This window comes from Streptomyces sp. NPDC045026 (assembly GCF_056432625.1).
In genome coordinates, this window is record NZ_JBWKIS010000003.1 from 144,783 (window position 1) to 160,675 (window position 15,893).

Annotated in this window: 15 protein-coding genes; 11 read left to right on the forward strand and 4 right to left on the reverse strand. The window is 72.0% G+C overall.

Translation table 11 applies throughout. The features are described from left to right. Positions 1-7: 7 nt before the first annotated feature. From AC07EJ_RS08060 to AC07EJ_RS08075, 4 genes are all read right to left on the reverse strand, one after another. Positions 8-274, reverse strand: a complete 267-nt coding sequence (locus AC07EJ_RS08060; RefSeq protein ID WP_389478561.1) for a hypothetical protein — start codon at positions 272-274, stop codon at positions 8-10. A 204-nt stretch (positions 275-478) separates the two neighbouring features. Then, positions 479-706 carry a DUF3107 domain-containing protein gene (locus AC07EJ_RS08065; RefSeq protein ID WP_389478563.1) on the reverse strand — a complete coding sequence of 76 codons (228 nt, stop codon included), beginning with the start codon at positions 704-706 and terminating at the stop codon, positions 479-481. 182 nt (positions 707-888) lie between these two features. Beyond that, the gene (locus tag AC07EJ_RS08070) at positions 889-1,530 is read right to left on the reverse strand and encodes a TetR/AcrR family transcriptional regulator (RefSeq protein WP_362903781.1); all 642 of its coding nucleotides are present in this window, start codon (positions 1,528-1,530) and stop codon (positions 889-891) included. Between the two features lie 143 nt (positions 1,531-1,673). Beyond that, positions 1,674-1,892: a hypothetical protein gene (locus AC07EJ_RS08075; protein WP_393584613.1), complete on the reverse strand. Its 219-nt coding sequence runs from the start codon at positions 1,890-1,892 to the stop codon at positions 1,674-1,676. Between the two features lie 148 nt (positions 1,893-2,040). Here AC07EJ_RS08075 and AC07EJ_RS08080 point away from each other — a divergent pair, with 148 nt between their 5' ends. The 11 genes from AC07EJ_RS08080 (at position 2,041) to AC07EJ_RS08130 (ending at position 15,868) form a co-directional block, all read left to right on the forward strand. Beyond that, complete coding sequence (locus tag AC07EJ_RS08080; RefSeq protein ID WP_389478567.1) at positions 2,041-3,060, forward strand: alpha/beta hydrolase; 1,020 nt, start codon at positions 2,041-2,043, stop codon at positions 3,058-3,060. Continuing rightward, complete coding sequence (locus tag AC07EJ_RS08085) at positions 3,047-4,609, forward strand: DUF3152 domain-containing protein (protein WP_478883957.1); 1,563 nt, start codon at positions 3,047-3,049, stop codon at positions 4,607-4,609. The genes AC07EJ_RS08080 and AC07EJ_RS08085 overlap by 14 nt, the downstream gene beginning before the upstream one ends. Before the next feature lie 57 nt (positions 4,610-4,666). Then, complete coding sequence (locus AC07EJ_RS08090) at positions 4,667-4,759, forward strand: Ms4533A family Cys-rich leader peptide (protein WP_362903788.1); 93 nt, start codon at positions 4,667-4,669, stop codon at positions 4,757-4,759. Between the two features lie 184 nt (positions 4,760-4,943). Beyond that, complete coding sequence (locus AC07EJ_RS08095; protein WP_389478569.1) at positions 4,944-6,662, forward strand: ABC transporter substrate-binding protein; 1,719 nt, start codon at positions 4,944-4,946, stop codon at positions 6,660-6,662. A 4-nt stretch (positions 6,663-6,666) separates the two neighbouring features. Beyond that, on the forward strand, positions 6,667-7,665 hold the full coding sequence (locus tag AC07EJ_RS08100; protein ID WP_478883958.1) for an ABC transporter permease: 999 nt from the start codon (positions 6,667-6,669) through the stop codon (positions 7,663-7,665). After that, entirely contained in the window at positions 7,662-8,651 is a 990-nt protein-coding gene (locus AC07EJ_RS08105) for an ABC transporter permease (protein WP_389478571.1), read from the forward strand. The genes AC07EJ_RS08100 and AC07EJ_RS08105 overlap by 4 nt, the downstream gene beginning before the upstream one ends. Further along, complete coding sequence (locus AC07EJ_RS08110; protein ID WP_389478572.1) at positions 8,648-10,246, forward strand: dipeptide ABC transporter ATP-binding protein; 1,599 nt, start codon at positions 8,648-8,650, stop codon at positions 10,244-10,246. Before AC07EJ_RS08105 ends, AC07EJ_RS08110 begins: the two co-directional genes overlap by 4 nt. A 188-nt stretch (positions 10,247-10,434) precedes the next feature. Continuing rightward, entirely contained in the window at positions 10,435-12,303 is a 1,869-nt protein-coding gene (locus AC07EJ_RS08115) for a DUF3492 domain-containing protein (protein WP_478883959.1), read from the forward strand. A gap of 392 nt (positions 12,304-12,695) precedes the next feature. Next, positions 12,696-13,958, forward strand: a complete 1,263-nt coding sequence (locus tag AC07EJ_RS08120) for a hypothetical protein (RefSeq protein ID WP_478883960.1) — start codon at positions 12,696-12,698, stop codon at positions 13,956-13,958. Positions 13,959-14,171: 213 nt separating this feature from the next. Beyond that, positions 14,172-15,131 (forward strand): NAD-dependent epimerase/dehydratase family protein, encoded by a 960-nt coding sequence (locus AC07EJ_RS08125; protein ID WP_389478576.1) that lies wholly within the window; start codon positions 14,172-14,174, stop codon positions 15,129-15,131. After that, positions 15,119-15,868 carry a spherulation-specific family 4 protein gene (locus AC07EJ_RS08130; RefSeq protein ID WP_478883961.1) on the forward strand — a complete coding sequence of 250 codons (750 nt, stop codon included), beginning with the start codon at positions 15,119-15,121 and terminating at the stop codon, positions 15,866-15,868. Before AC07EJ_RS08125 ends, AC07EJ_RS08130 begins: the two co-directional genes overlap by 13 nt. Positions 15,869-15,893: the final 25 nt, after the last annotated feature.

Consider the following 15,893-nt stretch of genomic DNA (forward strand, 5'->3'; position numbering starts at 1 on the left):
GTTCGGATCAGGCCGGCGCCGACCGGCGGACCCTGGCAGCGGGGCGGAGCAGCAGCGACAGGAACGCCGCGCCCACGACGACCGCACCGCCGAGGGTGGCGAGGAAGTGGCCGGAGCCGAGCGCGGTGTGGGTCAGAAATGCCCCGAAGAGCGCACCCGCGATTCCTGTCGGCAGTACGAGCGCCCGCGGCGGAAGCCGGCGGGGCAGGCGGACAGTCGCGGCCCAGGCAAGGCCGAGGCCGAGCAAGGCGGAGCCGAGCGCTTCCAAGAGCATCGTGTGGAGTCCCTCCCGCATGGGCCGGGGTGCAAATCGGTCTTGACCGGTGTACCCCCGGGCCGCGGAATGCAATCCTCCCCGTATGGGTTCGCTGTGCTCGCGCTGTGAAGGCCGGGGCGTCGGGAACAGGCACGGGAAAGGCCCGGTGGCAGCTGCCACCGGGCCTTTCCCGTATGTCTTCCGTGCTCCGCGCGTGTGGCTCTACACCGGGCCGAAGCCCACCTTGCGCACCGCGGGCTCACCGATCTCCACGTACGCCAGGCGCTCGGCCGGCACCAGGACCTTGCGGCCGTGCTCGTCCACGAGAGTCAGCAGCTGCGCCTTGCCGGACAGCGCCTCGGACACCGCGCTCTCGATTTCATCGGCGGTCTGGCCGCTCTCCAGAACGATCTCGCGGGGCGTGTGCTGCACGCCGATCTTGACCTCCACGGCCTTGTCCCTCCGACGATCCGTGATGTGCGCGGGCGACCGCGCCGTACCCAGCACACATTAGCCCGGTGAGGGGACCTACCCGGCGTCCACGGTGCACGCCAGGAGCGAACAAGCCCGTGAACAGGTGCGCCGCCGTGCGCCGCGGGTCGTCAGTGGTTGTCAGCGGTTCTCAGTGGTTCTCAGTGGTTGTCGCTGCCGTGCAAGGGGAAGCCGGCGATGCCGCGCCAGGCCAGGGACGTCAGGAGCTGCACGGCCTTGTCGCGCGGGATCGTCGACCGGCTGGAGAGCCAGTAGCGCGCCACGACCTGCGATACGCCGCCGAGGCCGACGGCGAGCAGCATCGACTCGTCCTTCGACAGGCCGGTGTCCTCGGCGATCACGTCGGAGATCGCCTCCGCGCACTGCAGGCTGACGCGGTCCACCCGCTCACGCACCGCGGGCTCGTTCGTCAGGTCCGACTCGAAGACCAGGCGGAACGCGCCGCCCTCGTCCTCCACGTAGGCGAAGTACGCGTCCATCGTGGCCGCGACCCGCTGCTTGTTGTCGGACGTGGAGGCCAGGGCCGTGCGCACGGCCAGCAGGAGCGCCTCGCAGTGCTGGTCGAGCAGGGCCAGGTAGAGGTCGAGCTTGCCGGGGAAGTGCTGGTAGAGCACCGGCTTGCTGACGCCCGCGCGCTCCGCGATGTCGTCCATGGCCGCCGCGTGATAGCCCTGCGCGACGAATACCTCCTGGGCCGCGCCCAGGAGCTGGTTACGTCGGGCACGGCGCGGCAGGCGCGTGCCCCGAGGGCGCGCTGCCTCTGTCTGCTCGATGGCTGTCACGCCGCCTCCCAAGATTGTCCGTTGCGGTATGCGCCGCTTCGCCATCGTACTTTTCGGTAACCGTGGTGTGCGCGCTGCGAACGCACAATTTCACGGACCGGACAGCTATGGAAACCGTCCGCATGCGGGCAAATGCGGGCAGGTCACCGATAGTCGTCCTCGTCCAGATCCACTACGCGGGCCTGTTCGGCGCGGTCCGCCTCGTTCGCGGCGTCCGGGTCCGCGTCCGACGGAGGGTCCTCCCGGTGCGGCGACAGCTCCGTGAGCTGCTCGGCCGCGTCCGCCTCAGGGGCCTCGACGCCGAACTCCGCGTCATCCTCCTGCGCCTCGAATGTGTCGGGGTCGGATGGGTCGACCGTCATGGCGGCTCCCTTCCCTCATGTGTCCTTGTACGTCCTCATGTGGGCGGGTGCCCAGATCTGAGCGTAGGAGACACCGGAACGGGGCGCGATGCGATCTGTGACGGCGAACACACGATCCATTGCGTGATCGTCTCGTAACATATCCCGCATGTCTTCGACCGAGTCGCCGCGTGTGCCTGCCGCTGTCGCGGCCGTGGCGCCCAAGCCGGCCACCGTCAGGGTCGCGGAGGGCGAGCGGCTCGGCTCGGTAGGCCTCCCGGGGCTCACGCTCACCATCCGCTCCCGCCCCGGCACCCACGAAGGGCTGCCGCCCGCGCTGTACGTGCACGGCCTCGGCGGCTCCTCCCAGAACTGGTCGGCCCTGATGCCGCTCCTCGCGGACGTCGTCGACGGCGAGGCGCTCGACCTGCCCGGGTTCGGTGACTCGCCGCCGCCGGACGACGGGGACTACTCGGTGACCGGCCATGCGCGCGCCGTCATCCGCCACCTCGACGCGGCGGGCCGCGGGCCCGTCCATCTCGTCGGCAACTCCCTCGGCGGGGCGATCACCACACGGGTCGCGGCCGCACGGCCCGATCTCGTGCGCACCCTCACGCTCGTGTCGCCCGCGCTGCCGGAGATCCGCGTGCAGCGCACGGCGGTCCCGACCGCACTGCTGGCCGTACCCGGCGTGGCCTCGCTCTTCACCCGCCTCACCAAGGACTGGACCGCCGAGCAGCGAGTGCGCGGCGTCACCGCACTCTGTTACGGGGATCCCGACCGGGTCACCCCCGAGGGGTACGAGGCCGCCGTCGAGGAGATGGAGCGGCGGCTTCAACTGCCGTATTTCTGGGACGCGATGGCCCGTTCGGCGCGTGGCGTCGTGAACGCGTACACCCTCGGCGGGCAGCATGGGCTGTGGCGTCAGGCCGAACGTGTCCTCGCACCGACGCTCCTCGTCTACGGTGGACGCGATCAGCTCGTGTCCTACCGGATGGCGGCGCGGGCCGCGCGGACGTTCCGCTCCTCGCGGCTCCTGACGCTGCCGGACGCGGGGCACGTGGCGATGATGGAGTATCCGGAGACAGTGGCCACGGCGATGCGTGAACTCCTCGCCGACGCAGGGGAATTGACCGAGAGCGACGAGACGAGCGGGCGGGGAGCTGAGGCGGCGAGTGGGACGGCATAGCCGCAAGGGGCCGGCGCCGGCGCCGGCACTGGGTGATGACTCGGAGGCGGTCGCGGCAGGCCGCGGCCGTCGCCGACGCGGCACCCCCGATGCCCCACGTCCCACCACCCCGGGACCCCAGGCCCAGCAGGCCGCTCCGCGAGGGCAGGTGCCCCAGGGCCCTGCGCGCGGACAGGCGCAGCCGGGGCCTTCCCCGTACCGCGACCGAGGCGCGCCGCCGACCGCCGGGCCGGGGCGTGGGTTCTCCGAGGCGACCGGCGCACACGGCTTTCCGCAGGCGGCTCCGCCGCAGGGGCCCACGTCGCGTGGGTTCGCCGAGGCGACTCCCGCACACGGCTTCCCGCAGGCGACTCCGCCTCGCGGCTTCCCGGCGCAGGGGACTCCGGCTCATGGGTCGCCCCGTGTGACGCCATCCCACGGGTTCCCGCAGGGCACGCCCGCGCACGGCGTTCCGCATGTGCGGGGTGGGCATCCCGAGCAGTTCGAGGGCGGCGCCCGCGGTGAGACCCGGATGGGGGTCGGGTATGCGGCCGCGCCGGTCGTGCCGACGCCGCGGAGCAGGCCGCGACAGGACTACGTAGACGCCTTCGCCTCGCCCGCCCTCCCCTCCGATCCCTACGCCGACGTCACCGACTGGGACGAGAAGAGCGGCGAACTCGCCGCGGATTTCGGCGAGTTCACCGAGTCCACCGAGTCCGCCGAGTTCACCGAGGGCGAGGAACCGGGCGACAAGCGGCGCAAGGGCCGTACGTACACCGGCATCGCGGCCGCCGCCGTGACCACCGTGCTCGCCGTCGTCGTCGCCGGGCACGTCGTCCAGGGGCGCGGCGACGGGGCCGACGCCCACGCGCAGTCCGCGGGCGGACCCGGCAAGCGGTCGACGACCGGGTCGGCGTCGCGCTCGGACAACCGGGCCACGCCCGGAGGCAAGGCGCGGCCCGTCACCCCGCTGACGTACGACCAGAAGATGGGCAAGACGTACCCCCTGTCCGCCAAGCTCAAGGGGTCCGGGAAGTTCACGGCGGTGCCCGGATTCGACAAGGCGCCGGGCAAGGGGGAGAAGTTCCGGTACCGGATCGACGTCGAGAACGGGCTCGGGCTCGACGGCGCGCTCTTCGCGCAGGCCGTGCAGAAGACCCTCAATGACGACCGCAGTTGGGCCCATGACGGCGGCAGGACTTTCGAGCGGATTTCTTCTGGAAAGCCAGATTTCGTGATCACGCTCGCCAGTCCGGGGACCACCGGTGTCTGGTGCGAGAAATCCGGACTCGACACGACCGAGGACAATGTGTCCTGCGATTCCGCCGCCACCGACCGAGTCATGATCAACGCCTATCGCTGGGCGCAGGGGTCGAAGACGTACGGGAACAAGATCCATCTCTACCGGCAGATGCTCATCAACCACGAGGTCGGGCACCGGCTCGGGTTCAACCACGTGACCTGTACGAAGAACGGCACGCTGGCGCCCGTCATGCAGCAGCAGACCAAGTTCCTGACCTTCGACGGAATCACCTGCAAGCCCAACCCCTGGGCCTTTCCGAAGAGTTGATCCGCAGGCGCTGATGCCGCTTTGACATCCGGCGAAAGTTCGTTCATATTTCTCCGCATGCCGCACCGCCACGCATCCTCGCGCACCGCCATTGAGCTCACGCTCATCGGCGTGACCGCGCTGTGCGTCGCCGACGTGCACTGTTGCTGACGCCCGCCCCTGGCGTGCTGCGTCGCATTTAATCTCCCCTTTCCGGTATCCACCCTTATTTCTTCTCAGGGTTTCCGGTTTCGCGGTTTCCGGCTGTCGACGTGCCTCGGGCGAGTTCTGCGCATTTCCCTGCCTGCCCTCTGCTGCCCTGCGCAGCGCACATTCCCCAAGGGGTCGATTTCCGATGCGTCAACCGTCCGTCATAGCGCGCCGCGTGGCCGCCGCATCCGTCAGCGTGGTCCTCGCCGCGGGCGCCGCCGCCTGCGCCGGGCCCAAGGACAGCGACGCAGGGGGGAGCTCCGACGCCAAGCCGCGCAAGGGCGGAACCCTCACCGTTCTCAACTCCATCCCGCAGTCCGACTTCGACCCGGCGCGGCTCTACACCTCCGGCGGCGGCAACGTCCCCTCGCTCGTCTTCCGCACGCTGACCACCCGCAACCGCGAGGACGGCGCAGCGGGCGCGAAGGTCGTCCCCGACCTCGCCACCGACCTGGGCAAGCCCAGCAAGAACGCGACCGTATGGACGTACACCCTGAAGAAGGGCGTCACCTACGAGGACGGCTCGCCCATCACGTCCGCCGACATCAAGTACGGCATCGAGCGGTCGTTCGCCGCCGAACTCTCAGGCGGAGCACCGTACTTGAGGGACTGGCTGATCGGCGGCGCCGACTACCAGGGCCCCTACAAGGACAAGAAGGGCCTCGACTCGATCGAGACGCCGGACGACCGGACCATCGTCTTCCACCTGAACAAGCCCGAGGGTGAGTTCCCCTTCCTGGCCACGCAGACGCAGTTCACGCCCGTGCCCCAGGCCAAGGACACCGGCACGAAGTACGAGGAGCACCCCGTCTCGTCCGGCCCCTACAAGGTCGTCAAGAACGAGAACGACGGCGAGCGGCTCGTCCTGGCGCGCAACACGCACTGGTCCGCGACCACCGACGAGGAGCGCAAGGCCTACCCGGACAGGATCGACGTCCGCTCCGGCCTCGACTCGTCCGTCATCAACCAGCGGCTCTCCGCAGGTCAGGGCGCCGACGCCGCCGCCGTCACCACCGACACCAACCTCGGCCCCGCCGAACTCGCCAAGGTCAGCGGCGACAAGAAGCTCGCCGCCCGCGTCGGCACCGGCCACTTCGGCTACACGAACTACATCGCCTTCAACCCGAAGGTGAAGCCGTTCGACAACCCGAAGGTGCGCCAGGCGATCTCGTACGCTGTCGACCGCTCGTCCGTGATCAACGCCGCCGGCGGCTCCTCGCTCGCCGAGCCCGCGACGACGTACCTGCCGAACCAGAAGTCCTTCGGCTACACCGCGTACGACCACTTCCCGGCCGGCGCCTCGGGCAACGCGAAGAAGGCCAGGGAGCTGCTCAAGGAGGCCGGTTACAAGAACGGCCTGACCGTCACCCTCACGCACTCCGACGCCAAGGACTTCGAGACCAGCCCGGAGATCGCCACCGCCCTCCAGGACGCCCTGAAGAAGGCCGGCATCACCGTCAAGCTCCAGGGACTCGAGGACAACGACTACAGGGACAAGGCGCACAGCGCCAAGAAGGAACCCGGCTTCTTCCTCGCGCACTGGGGAGCCGACTGGCCCTCCGGCGGCCCCTTCCTCGCCCCGATCTTCGACGGCCGGCAGATCGTCAAGGACGGCGCCAACTTCAACACCGGCTTCCTCAACGACAAGTCGGTCAATGACGAGATCGACTCGATCAACAAGTTGACGGATCTTGACGCCGCCGCCAAGCGCTGGGGTGCACTGGACAAGAAGATCGGGGAGCAGGCGCTGACCGTGCCGCTGTTCCACCCCGTGTACAAGCGCCTGTACGGACCGGACGTCAAGAACATCGTCATCAGCGACTGGACCGGCGTGCTCGACATCTCGCAGGTCTCGGTGAAGTGACGCGATGACCGAGGCACTTGTGGCCCCGGAGACCGCAGGGGCGGGCGCCTTGACGGCGTCCGCCCCCGTCTCCGGAGCCCGTCAGTTCTGGCGGCGCCTGCGCACGCAGCGCGCCGCTCTCGTCGCGGCGACCGTCGTCGCCCTGCTCGTCCTGATAGCGCTCGGGGCCCCGCTCCTCGCGCTGATCGAGGGCCAGGACCCGAACACGTACCACCCCCACCTCATCGACTCCGCGCGCGGCGGCGTGCCCGTCGGCCCGTTCGGCGGGGTGAGCGCCGAGCACTGGCTCGGCATCGAACCGCAGACCGGCCGCGACCTGTTCACCCGACTCGTCTACGGTGCCCGGGTCTCCCTCGGCGTCGCGCTGGCCGCCACCCTCGTGCAGGTCCTGCTCGGCGTCACCGTCGGCATCGCGGCCGGGCTCGGCAACCGCTGGGTCGACCAGATCCTCAGCCGCGCCACCGACGTCATCGTCGCGCTGCCCCTGATGATCCTCGCGCTCGCCCTGATGACGATCGTGCCCAGCGGCTTCCCCCGGCCCGTCCTCGTCGCCCTGGTGATCGGGCTCGTGGCCTGGGGCGGCACCGCCAAGATCGTGCGCGCCCAGACGATCACCCTCAAGGAACGCGACTTCGTGGCCGCCGCCCGGCTCAGCGGCTGGCCGACCTGGCAGATCGCCCGCCGCGAACTCCTCCCGTCGCTCGCCGCACCCGTCATCACGTACGCGTCCCTGCTCGTCCCGACGAACGTCACCGTCGAGGCGGCCCTCTCGTTCCTCGGCGTCGGCGTCAAACCGCCCACACCGTCCTGGGGACAGATGCTCACCGCCGCCGACGTCTGGTACCAGGCCGCACCGCAGTACCTACTGCTGCCCGCCGGCGCGCTCTTCGTGACCGTGCTCGCGTTCACCGTCCTCGGCGACGGCGTACGCACCGCGCTCGACCCGCGCGCCGCGTCCCGCCTGCGCATCGGCACGGGCCGCAAGCGGGAGGCCCGCGCATGACCGGCTTCCTGCTGCGCAGGGCGATCGGCGCCGCCGTCACCCTCCTCGCCATTTCCGTGATCATCTACGTCGTCTTCTACGCTGCCCCCGGCAACGTCGCCCAGATCAGCTGCGGCCCCCGCTGCTCGCCCGCCCAAGTGCAGCAGGTCGCCGACCAGTTGAGGCTCGACGACCCGCTGTACCTGCGCTACTGGCACTTCCTCCAGGGCATCTTCGTGGGAACGGACTTCTCCACCGGCACCGCGCTCCAGCACTGCGACGCCCCTTGCCTCGGCTTCTCGTACCAGACCGACCAGCAGGTCACGCAGCTGATCCTCACCAAGCTGCCCGCCACCGCCTCGCTCGCGCTCGGCGCCATGGTGCTGTGGCTGATCCTCGGCGTCGGCACCGGCGTCCTGTCCGCATGGCGGCGCGGCCGTCCCACGGAGCGGATCCTCACCGGCATCACCCTCGCCGGCACCGCCACGCCCGTCTTCGTCATCGGCCTGCTGCTGATGATCGTCGTCTGCGGACAGCTCCAGTGGCTGCCCTTTCCGCAGTACGTGCCCTTCACCGACGACCCCGAACAGTGGGCGTGGAACCTGCTCCTGCCCTGGCTGTCGCTCGCCCTCATCGAGGCCGCCAAGTACGCGCGCCTCACCCGCGCCTCCATGCTGGAGACCCTCGCCGAGGACCACGTGCGCACCTTCCGCGCCTACGGGGTCGGCGAACGCTCCATCATCGGACGGCACGCCCTGCGCGGCGCCGTCGCCCCCGTCATCGCCCTGAACGCCAACGACTTCGGCTCCATGTTCGGCGGCGCCGTGCTCAGCGAGACCCTGTTCGGCATCCCCGGCCTCGGCCGCGAACTCGTGCACGCCGTCAACGTCGTCGACCTGCCGGTCGTCGTCGGCATGGTCCTCGTCACCGGCTTCTTCGTCGTACTCGCCAATGCCGTCGCGGACGTCCTGTACGCGGTGGCCGACCGACGGGTGGTCCTGTCATGAGCCTCGTCGAAGTGGACGCCCTCACCGTCGAGTTCGGGGACCTGCGGGCCGTCGACACGCTCTCCTTCCGCCTGGAGGAGGGCGCGGCGCTCGGCATCGTCGGCGAGTCCGGATCCGGCAAGAGCACCGTCGCCTCCGCGCTCCTCGGCCTCCACCGGGGGACCGGCGCCCGCGTCACCGGGTCCGTGCGGATCGCCGGCACCGACGTACAGGAGGCCGACGACGAGGCGCTGCGGCGGCTGCGGGGCGGGACGGCCGCGATGGTCTTCCAGGACCCGCTGTCCTCCCTCGACCCGTACTACGCCGTCGGCGACCAGATCGCCGAGGTGTACCGCGTGCACTCCAAGGCGTCCCGGCGCGCCGCACGCGCGCGTGCCGTGGAAGTGCTCGACCGGGTCGGCATCCCCGACGCCGCACGCCGCGCGCGCTCACGCCCCCACGAGTTCAGCGGCGGCATGCGCCAGCGCGCCCTGATCGCCATGGCCCTGGCCTGCGAACCCGCCCTCCTCGTCGCCGACGAACCGACCACCGCCCTCGATGTCACCGTCCAGGCGCAGATCCTCGACCTGCTCCACGGACTGCGCCAGGAGACCGGCATGGGCCTCATCCTCGTCACCCATGACGTGGGCGTCGCCGCCGAGAGCGTCGACGACGTCCTCGTGATGCGGCACGGCCGCGCCGTCGAGCGCGGAGCCGTCGCCGACGTCCTCGGCTCGCCCTCCGCCACGTACACGAAGGAACTGCTCGGCGCCGTCCCCCGCGTCGACGCTCCCCGCCTGCCGCGTGCGGACATTTCGGGCGACGTCCTGCTCGAAGCGGTCGACCTGCGACGGGAGTTCGGGCGCGGCAAGCGCGCCGTCGCAGCCGTCGACGGGGTTTCCCTGGCCGTGCGCCGGGGCGAGACCCTCGGGATCGTCGGCGAGAGCGGCAGCGGCAAGACGACGCTCGGGCGGATGCTCGTCGGGCTCCTCGAACCGACGTCCGGGCAGGTACGGGTCCCATCCGGGCAGCTACGGGTCCCAGGGGCGCACGCCGACGCCGGCGTGCAGATGGTGTTCCAGGACCCCGTCTCCTCCCTCAACCCCCGCCGCAGCGTGGGGGAGTCCGTCGCCGACCCGCTGCGGGCGCGCGGCGACAAAGAGGTGCGCGGCCGGGTCGAGGAACTCCTGGAGCGCGTCGGGCTCGACCCGGCGCACTACGGGCGCTATCCGCACGAGTTCAGCGGCGGCCAGCGCCAGCGCGTCGGGATCGCCCGCGCGCTCGCCGCCGAGCCGCGCATCATCGTGTGCGACGAAGCGGTCTCCGCCCTCGACGTCACGACCCAGGCCCAGGTCACCGGCCTGTTGCGGGAACTCCAGGACGAGCTGGGCCTCGCCCTCGTCTTCATCGCCCACGACCTCGCCGTCGTCCGCCAGGTCAGCGACCGGGTCGCCGTCATGCGCAAGGGGCGCGTCGTCGAGCACGGCACCGTGGACGAGGTCTACGGAGCGCCGCAGGACCCGTACACCCGGCAGCTGCTCGCCGCCGTGCCGGCGCTCGATCCGGCCGTCGCCGCGCGTCGACGCACCGCCCGCAGGGAGCTGGCCGCAGCATGACACTCCGTGACTGAATGAGCGTGTAGCGCGACAGAACGCTACCCGCACGGGAAAGTTACGGCCGTTCACCCCTTTTGGTGGCGTGATGGACAACCGTCCATCACGCCACCGGCATGTCCGCATACGTTCGTCCCGCTGAGCCACCGGCCCAACGGCGGCTCCTCGGACAGGAGATCGGGGGTGTACTCGTGCGCATCGGACTGCTTACGGAGGGTGGCTATCCGTATGTGAGCGGTGACGCCAGACTCTGGTGCGACCGGCTCGTGCGCGGGCTCGAGCAGCACGAGTTCGACCTCTACGCACTCAGCCGCAGCCAGGACCAGGAGGACCGCGGCTGGATCGAACTGCCTCCGCAGGTCAGCCGGGTGCACACCGCGCCGATGTGGACCGCCGACGACGACGGCATCGGCCACGGACGCCGGAGCAGGCGACGCTTCGCCGACGCGTACGCGGAGCTGGCAGCGGCCGTCTGCACCGGGGCCTCCCCCGACATCGCCGGCCTCGCGGGCGTGACGCCCACCGACGCCTCCAGCGCTTCCCACGCCTCCAACGCCGAGGCGGACCGTTTCGGCAACGCGCTGTACACACTCGCCGAACTCGCCCGCGACGAAGGCGGACTCGTCGGCGCCCTGCGCTCCGAGACCGCCGTGCGCACGCTGGAGCGCGCCTGCCGCGCACCGGGCGCCCTGCGCGCGGCCCGCGCCGCCCGGGTCCCCGACCTCCTCGCCGTCGCCGGACACATCGAACGCGCCCTGCGCCCGCTCTCCCTCGACTGGTACGGCGACGACGGCCTCGGCTCGGTCGACCTGTGCCACGCCACCTCCGGCGGCCCGGCCGCCCTGCCCGGACTCGTCGCCCACCACTTCTCCGGTGTCCCCCTCCTCGTCACGGAGTACGGCGTACAGCTGCGGGCCCACTACATCGCGGCCGGCGACGCCGACCTGAGCGCCCCCGTACGGGCGATGCTCGCCGCCTTCCACGGCCGCCTCGCCGCCGAGACCTACCGGCAGGCCGCGATCATCACCCCCGGCAACACGCACGCCCGGCGCTGGCAGGAGCGGTGCGGTGCCGACCGCGCCAAACTGCGCACCGTCCACCCCGGCATGGAGGCCTCCCGCTTCGCCGAGATCGGGGAGCGCGAGGAGCCGGGGGAGCCCGGCACCCTGGTCTGGGTCGGCCGCATCGAACCCTCCAAGGACCTCATCTCCCTGCTCCACGCCTTCGCGGAGATCCGCAAGGAAGAGCCCAAGGCCCGCCTTCGCCTGGTCGGCGCACCCGCCGAAGGACCCGAAGCCGCGGCGTACCTCGCCCACTGCAAGGCCCTGGCCGCCCAGCTCTTCCCGGACGAGGCGGAGGGCGCCCACGCGATGGGCGACAACCCGGTCTCGTTCGAGGAGATCGGCGGGCCCGAGACGCCCGACCTCGCGGACGCGTACGCCGCCGGGAGCGTCGTCGTCCTGTCGAGCATCGTCGAGGGGTTCCCCATCAGCCTCGTCGAGGCGATGTTCTGCGGACGCGCGACGGTCTCGACCGACGCGGGCGCCGTCGTCGAGGTCATCGGCGGCACCGGCCTGGTGGTCCCGCCGCGCAATCCGCGGGCGCTCGCCGAGGCGTGTGTGTCGCTGCTGCGTGACCCGGGGCGCCGAGAACGGCTCGGCGCGGCCGCGCGGGCACGAGCACTCGAACTCTTCACCGTCGAGCAGAACATCACGGCATTTCACGGCATTTACCTGGAGATCGTCTCGCACTGTCCCGTGCGCCGTGAACCCGTGGACGACGCGGGCGAACCCCTGCCCTTCGCCAATCCTCCGGAGGCCCATGTACCGGGCCGCTGGACCGCACCGACGAGCGAGTCGGGCGGAGGCTTCGGCACGTGGCTGGCGGGGCGGTCCGCTTCGGGGGGTGCGCCTAGTTGGGCGGAAGCGGACGGGGTGGATAGGCCGGGTGGGGCGGATGGGGAGGGCGAGGCGGGGGGCTCGGGCGGTGGCGGGCAGCGGCCGGCCGGTGAGCGGGAGCAGTTGGCCGGGGCCTTTCCCGGTGGCGAGGGGGACGCGTGAGCGGGCACGGGCTGGGCGAGACGGTGGTGAGTGCGGCGGGCTTGGACGCCCCGCAGGTGCCGGGCGGCGCGGACGCGTGGGGCACGGGGTCGCAGGAGGCGTTGGGGGAGCGTGCGTCCGGGGCTGAGCGTGTGTCTGGGGCCGGCGATGAGCTGGTTACGGGGCTGGGGTCGGGTGCTGAGTCGGTTACGGGGACGGATGACGAGCCGGAATCGGAGCGGCGTGCTGAGCCGGAGTCGGAGCGGCGTGAGCCGGAGTCGGAGCGGCGTGAGCCGGAATCGGAGCGGCGTGAGCCGGAGCCGGAATCGGAGCCGAAGGCTGATCCCGGGCCCCTGGACCGTGGGCTCGACCCCGACCCCGACCCCGATCCCGCCCCCGCCGACGAAGCACTGTTGAACGAACCCGCGGCCTGGCGTGCCGGTGCCGCGTCCGCGTCGACGGGGAGCTCGTTCCCCGATACGCGCGCCGGTGCCGCGTCCACCTCCGCGTCGACGGGCGGCCCGCTCCCCGATACACCCCCTGCATCCCCCTCCGCCCACCACACCAGCCCCGCCAAAGGCGACGAGGCCACCGGCGGCAGCCGTCGCCGTACCGGCGTGGACCCCGTGAAAGCCCTGATGCACCGGCACCGCGAGCTGTGTGAGCGCGCCGTGGACCCTCTGGAGATCGCCGCGGGACTTGAGGCCCACGGCGTCACCGACCGGACCGCCGCCCGCTTCCGGCACCGCGACGTCTTCTCGCTCGCCGAAGAGATGTACGCGCGCGTGCCCCGCGACAGCGACATCGAACCGGAAACCCGGCACACCGTCCCCGACACGCCGCGCGGCCGGCGCCCGGTCTGGGCCGCCCTCGCGCTGCTGCCCGGCGCGCTGGGCACCCTCACCCTCGTAGGACTGCACTTCACCGACGGACGGCTGCGGCTCGCCGTCGGGGCCGGCGGCATCCTCGCCGTCTACGCCGCACTCCGCGCGGCCCTGAGCCGGGGCCCGCTGCGCGCCACCGCCCACACCGTGCCCGCCGCCCGCGCCTGGACCTGCTGGCTCCTCGCCTACGCCCTCCTCGGCGACGGACTCCTGAGCGCGGCCGTCGCGGGCGGCCCCGACGAGGCCTGGCCCCCCGCCACCGCCCCCCTCCTCGCCCTCGCCTTCGCCGTCGCGCCCGGCGCCTGGTGCGCCAGGCTCTTCGCTGCCGTGGCCCGCCGCAGGCTCGCCTCCAGCCGGGGCCTCGACGAGTTCGCCGCCTCCGCGCGCCCCCTCCTCCTCGCCGTCTTCGCGCTCTTCCTGTGCGCGCTGTGCACCCTCATCGGGGTGGCCGCCGCCGCACTCGGACAGGACGCCGCATACGCCGGCGCCGGAACGCTCGGCGCACTCCTGCTGCTCGCCCGCCTGCTCACGGCGCACGGCCGCACTCACGCCCCCGCCGTCGTCCTGGGCGCCGCCGCCGCGGCCGAGGTGCTCGCCGTCGCCACGGTGTTCGCCGGCCGGGTCCCCGGCTGCGGCCTCCTCGCCGTCCCCGTAGAGACGGCCACCGAGGCCTGGGGGCCAGGCACCGTGCCCGCCCTGGCCTGCGGCGCCGCCGCACTCACCCTCCTCGTCCACGCGGCCCGCACCCTCACCCGGGCCTCCGCCCACGCGCCCACGGAGACCACTCCGTGACCGCGCCCGACGCCGTACGACCACACGAAGCGGCCCGCCGGCCGCTCCCCTCCCGCGGGGCCGACACCGCGGGCCTTCCGAAGCCCCACGGCAACACCCCTAAGGAGAACGCGAGATGACCACCCCTCCCCCCGGAGGCCCCGGACCATCCGGACACCCCGGGCGTCCAGGACTTCCCGGAGAACTCGGAAAGCTCACCCGGGGAGCCGCCCGATGAGGGTGCTGCTGATCGGAGCCAACGGATACCTCGGCCGCTTCGTCGCCGACCGCCTCCTGGCCGACCCCGCCGTGCAGCTCACCGCGCTCGGCAGGGGGGACGACGCGGACGTACGGTTCGACCTCGCCACCGGAAGTCCGGGCGCACTGACCCGCTTCCTCGACGCGGTCCACCCCGGAGTCGTCATCAACTGCGCGGGAGCCACCCGCGGCGGCGCCCGCGACCTCACCCGCCACAACACCGTCGCCGTCGCCACCATCTGCGAGGCCCTGCGGCGCAGCGGCTGCGGCGCCCGCCTCGTCCAGATCGGCTGCGGAGCCGAGTACGGGCCCTCACAGCCCGGCTCCTCCACCGCCGAGGACGCCGTGCCGCGGCCCGGCGGACCGTACGGAGTGAGCAAGCTCGCCGCGACGGAACTCGTCCTCGGCTCCGGCCTCGACGCCGTCGTCCTGCGCGTGTTCTCCCCGGCCGGCCCCGGCACCCCCGCCGGCTCACCGCTCGGCCGTCTCGCCGAGGCCATGCGCCGCGCCATGCAGTCCGGCGACGGCGAACTCAAACTCGGCGGACTCGGTGCGCAGCGCGACTTCATCGACGTACGCGACGTGGCCCGCGCCGTCCACGCCGCCTCGCTCTCCGCCGCGCAGGGCGTCATCAACATCGGCTCGGGCCGCGCCGTCCGCCTGCGGGACGCGGCGTCCGTACTCGCCCGCGTCGCCGGCTTCGGCGGCGCACTCCACGAGCTCGACACACCAGGCGGCCCCGTCCGCCCGACGCTCGGCCACCCCCGCTCCGACCCCGACCACATGGCACCCGCCGCGTACCCGTACCCGGACGGCTGTGGCAGCTGGCAGCAGGCCGACGTGCGCACCGCGCGCGACCGGCTCGGCTGGCGCCCCCGCATCAACCTCGAGGAATCACTCGCCGACATCTGGATGGAAGCGGCATGCCGTATCTGACTCCGACCGCCCCGGGGACCCCGAGCACCGACATACGGCTCGGCTTCGGCATCCCCGGCTACGCACACCCCCTCATGGCGCCCGTCGAATGGGCCGAACTGACCCGCCCCGGCGCCCCCTTGCACTGGGTCGTCCTGAACGTCGCGGGCGGACCCGGGGCCCGCCCCGACCCGCACTGCCTCGAAGCCGCGGGCAAACTGCGCAACCGGGATGTACGGGTCCTCGGGCACCTCGATCTCACCTACGGTGCCCGCTCGTTCGGCGAGGTCGTCTCCGACGCCCACCGCTATCTCGACTGGTACCGCGTCGACGGGTTCTCCCTCGACCGCTGCCCGACCGAGCGGTCCGCCCTCCCCGAGGTCCGCCGCATGGTCACCACACTGCGCGCCCTGTGTGAGGACGCCCACATCGTCCTCGGCCACGGCACGCACCCGTACCCGGGATACGCCGAGACCGCCGACCAGTTGGTGACCTTCTCCGGGCCGTGGAGCGACTATCGCTGGTCCCAGGTCGCCGAGTGGACCGCCGACTACCCGCCCGAGCGCTTCTGCCACTTCGTGCACGGCGTGCCCCGCGGGCACCTCGACGAGGCGCTGCGCATCGCCCGCTGGCAGGGCGCAGGGACGATCTACTTCACCGACCGCACGGACCGCGGCGGCGCCGCCGACCCCTGGGAGGCCATGCCCGGGTACTGGGACGACATCGTCTCGCGGGTCGGAACGGGTGTCTCGGAATGAAGGGGGGCGTGGCAGTGTTGACGCA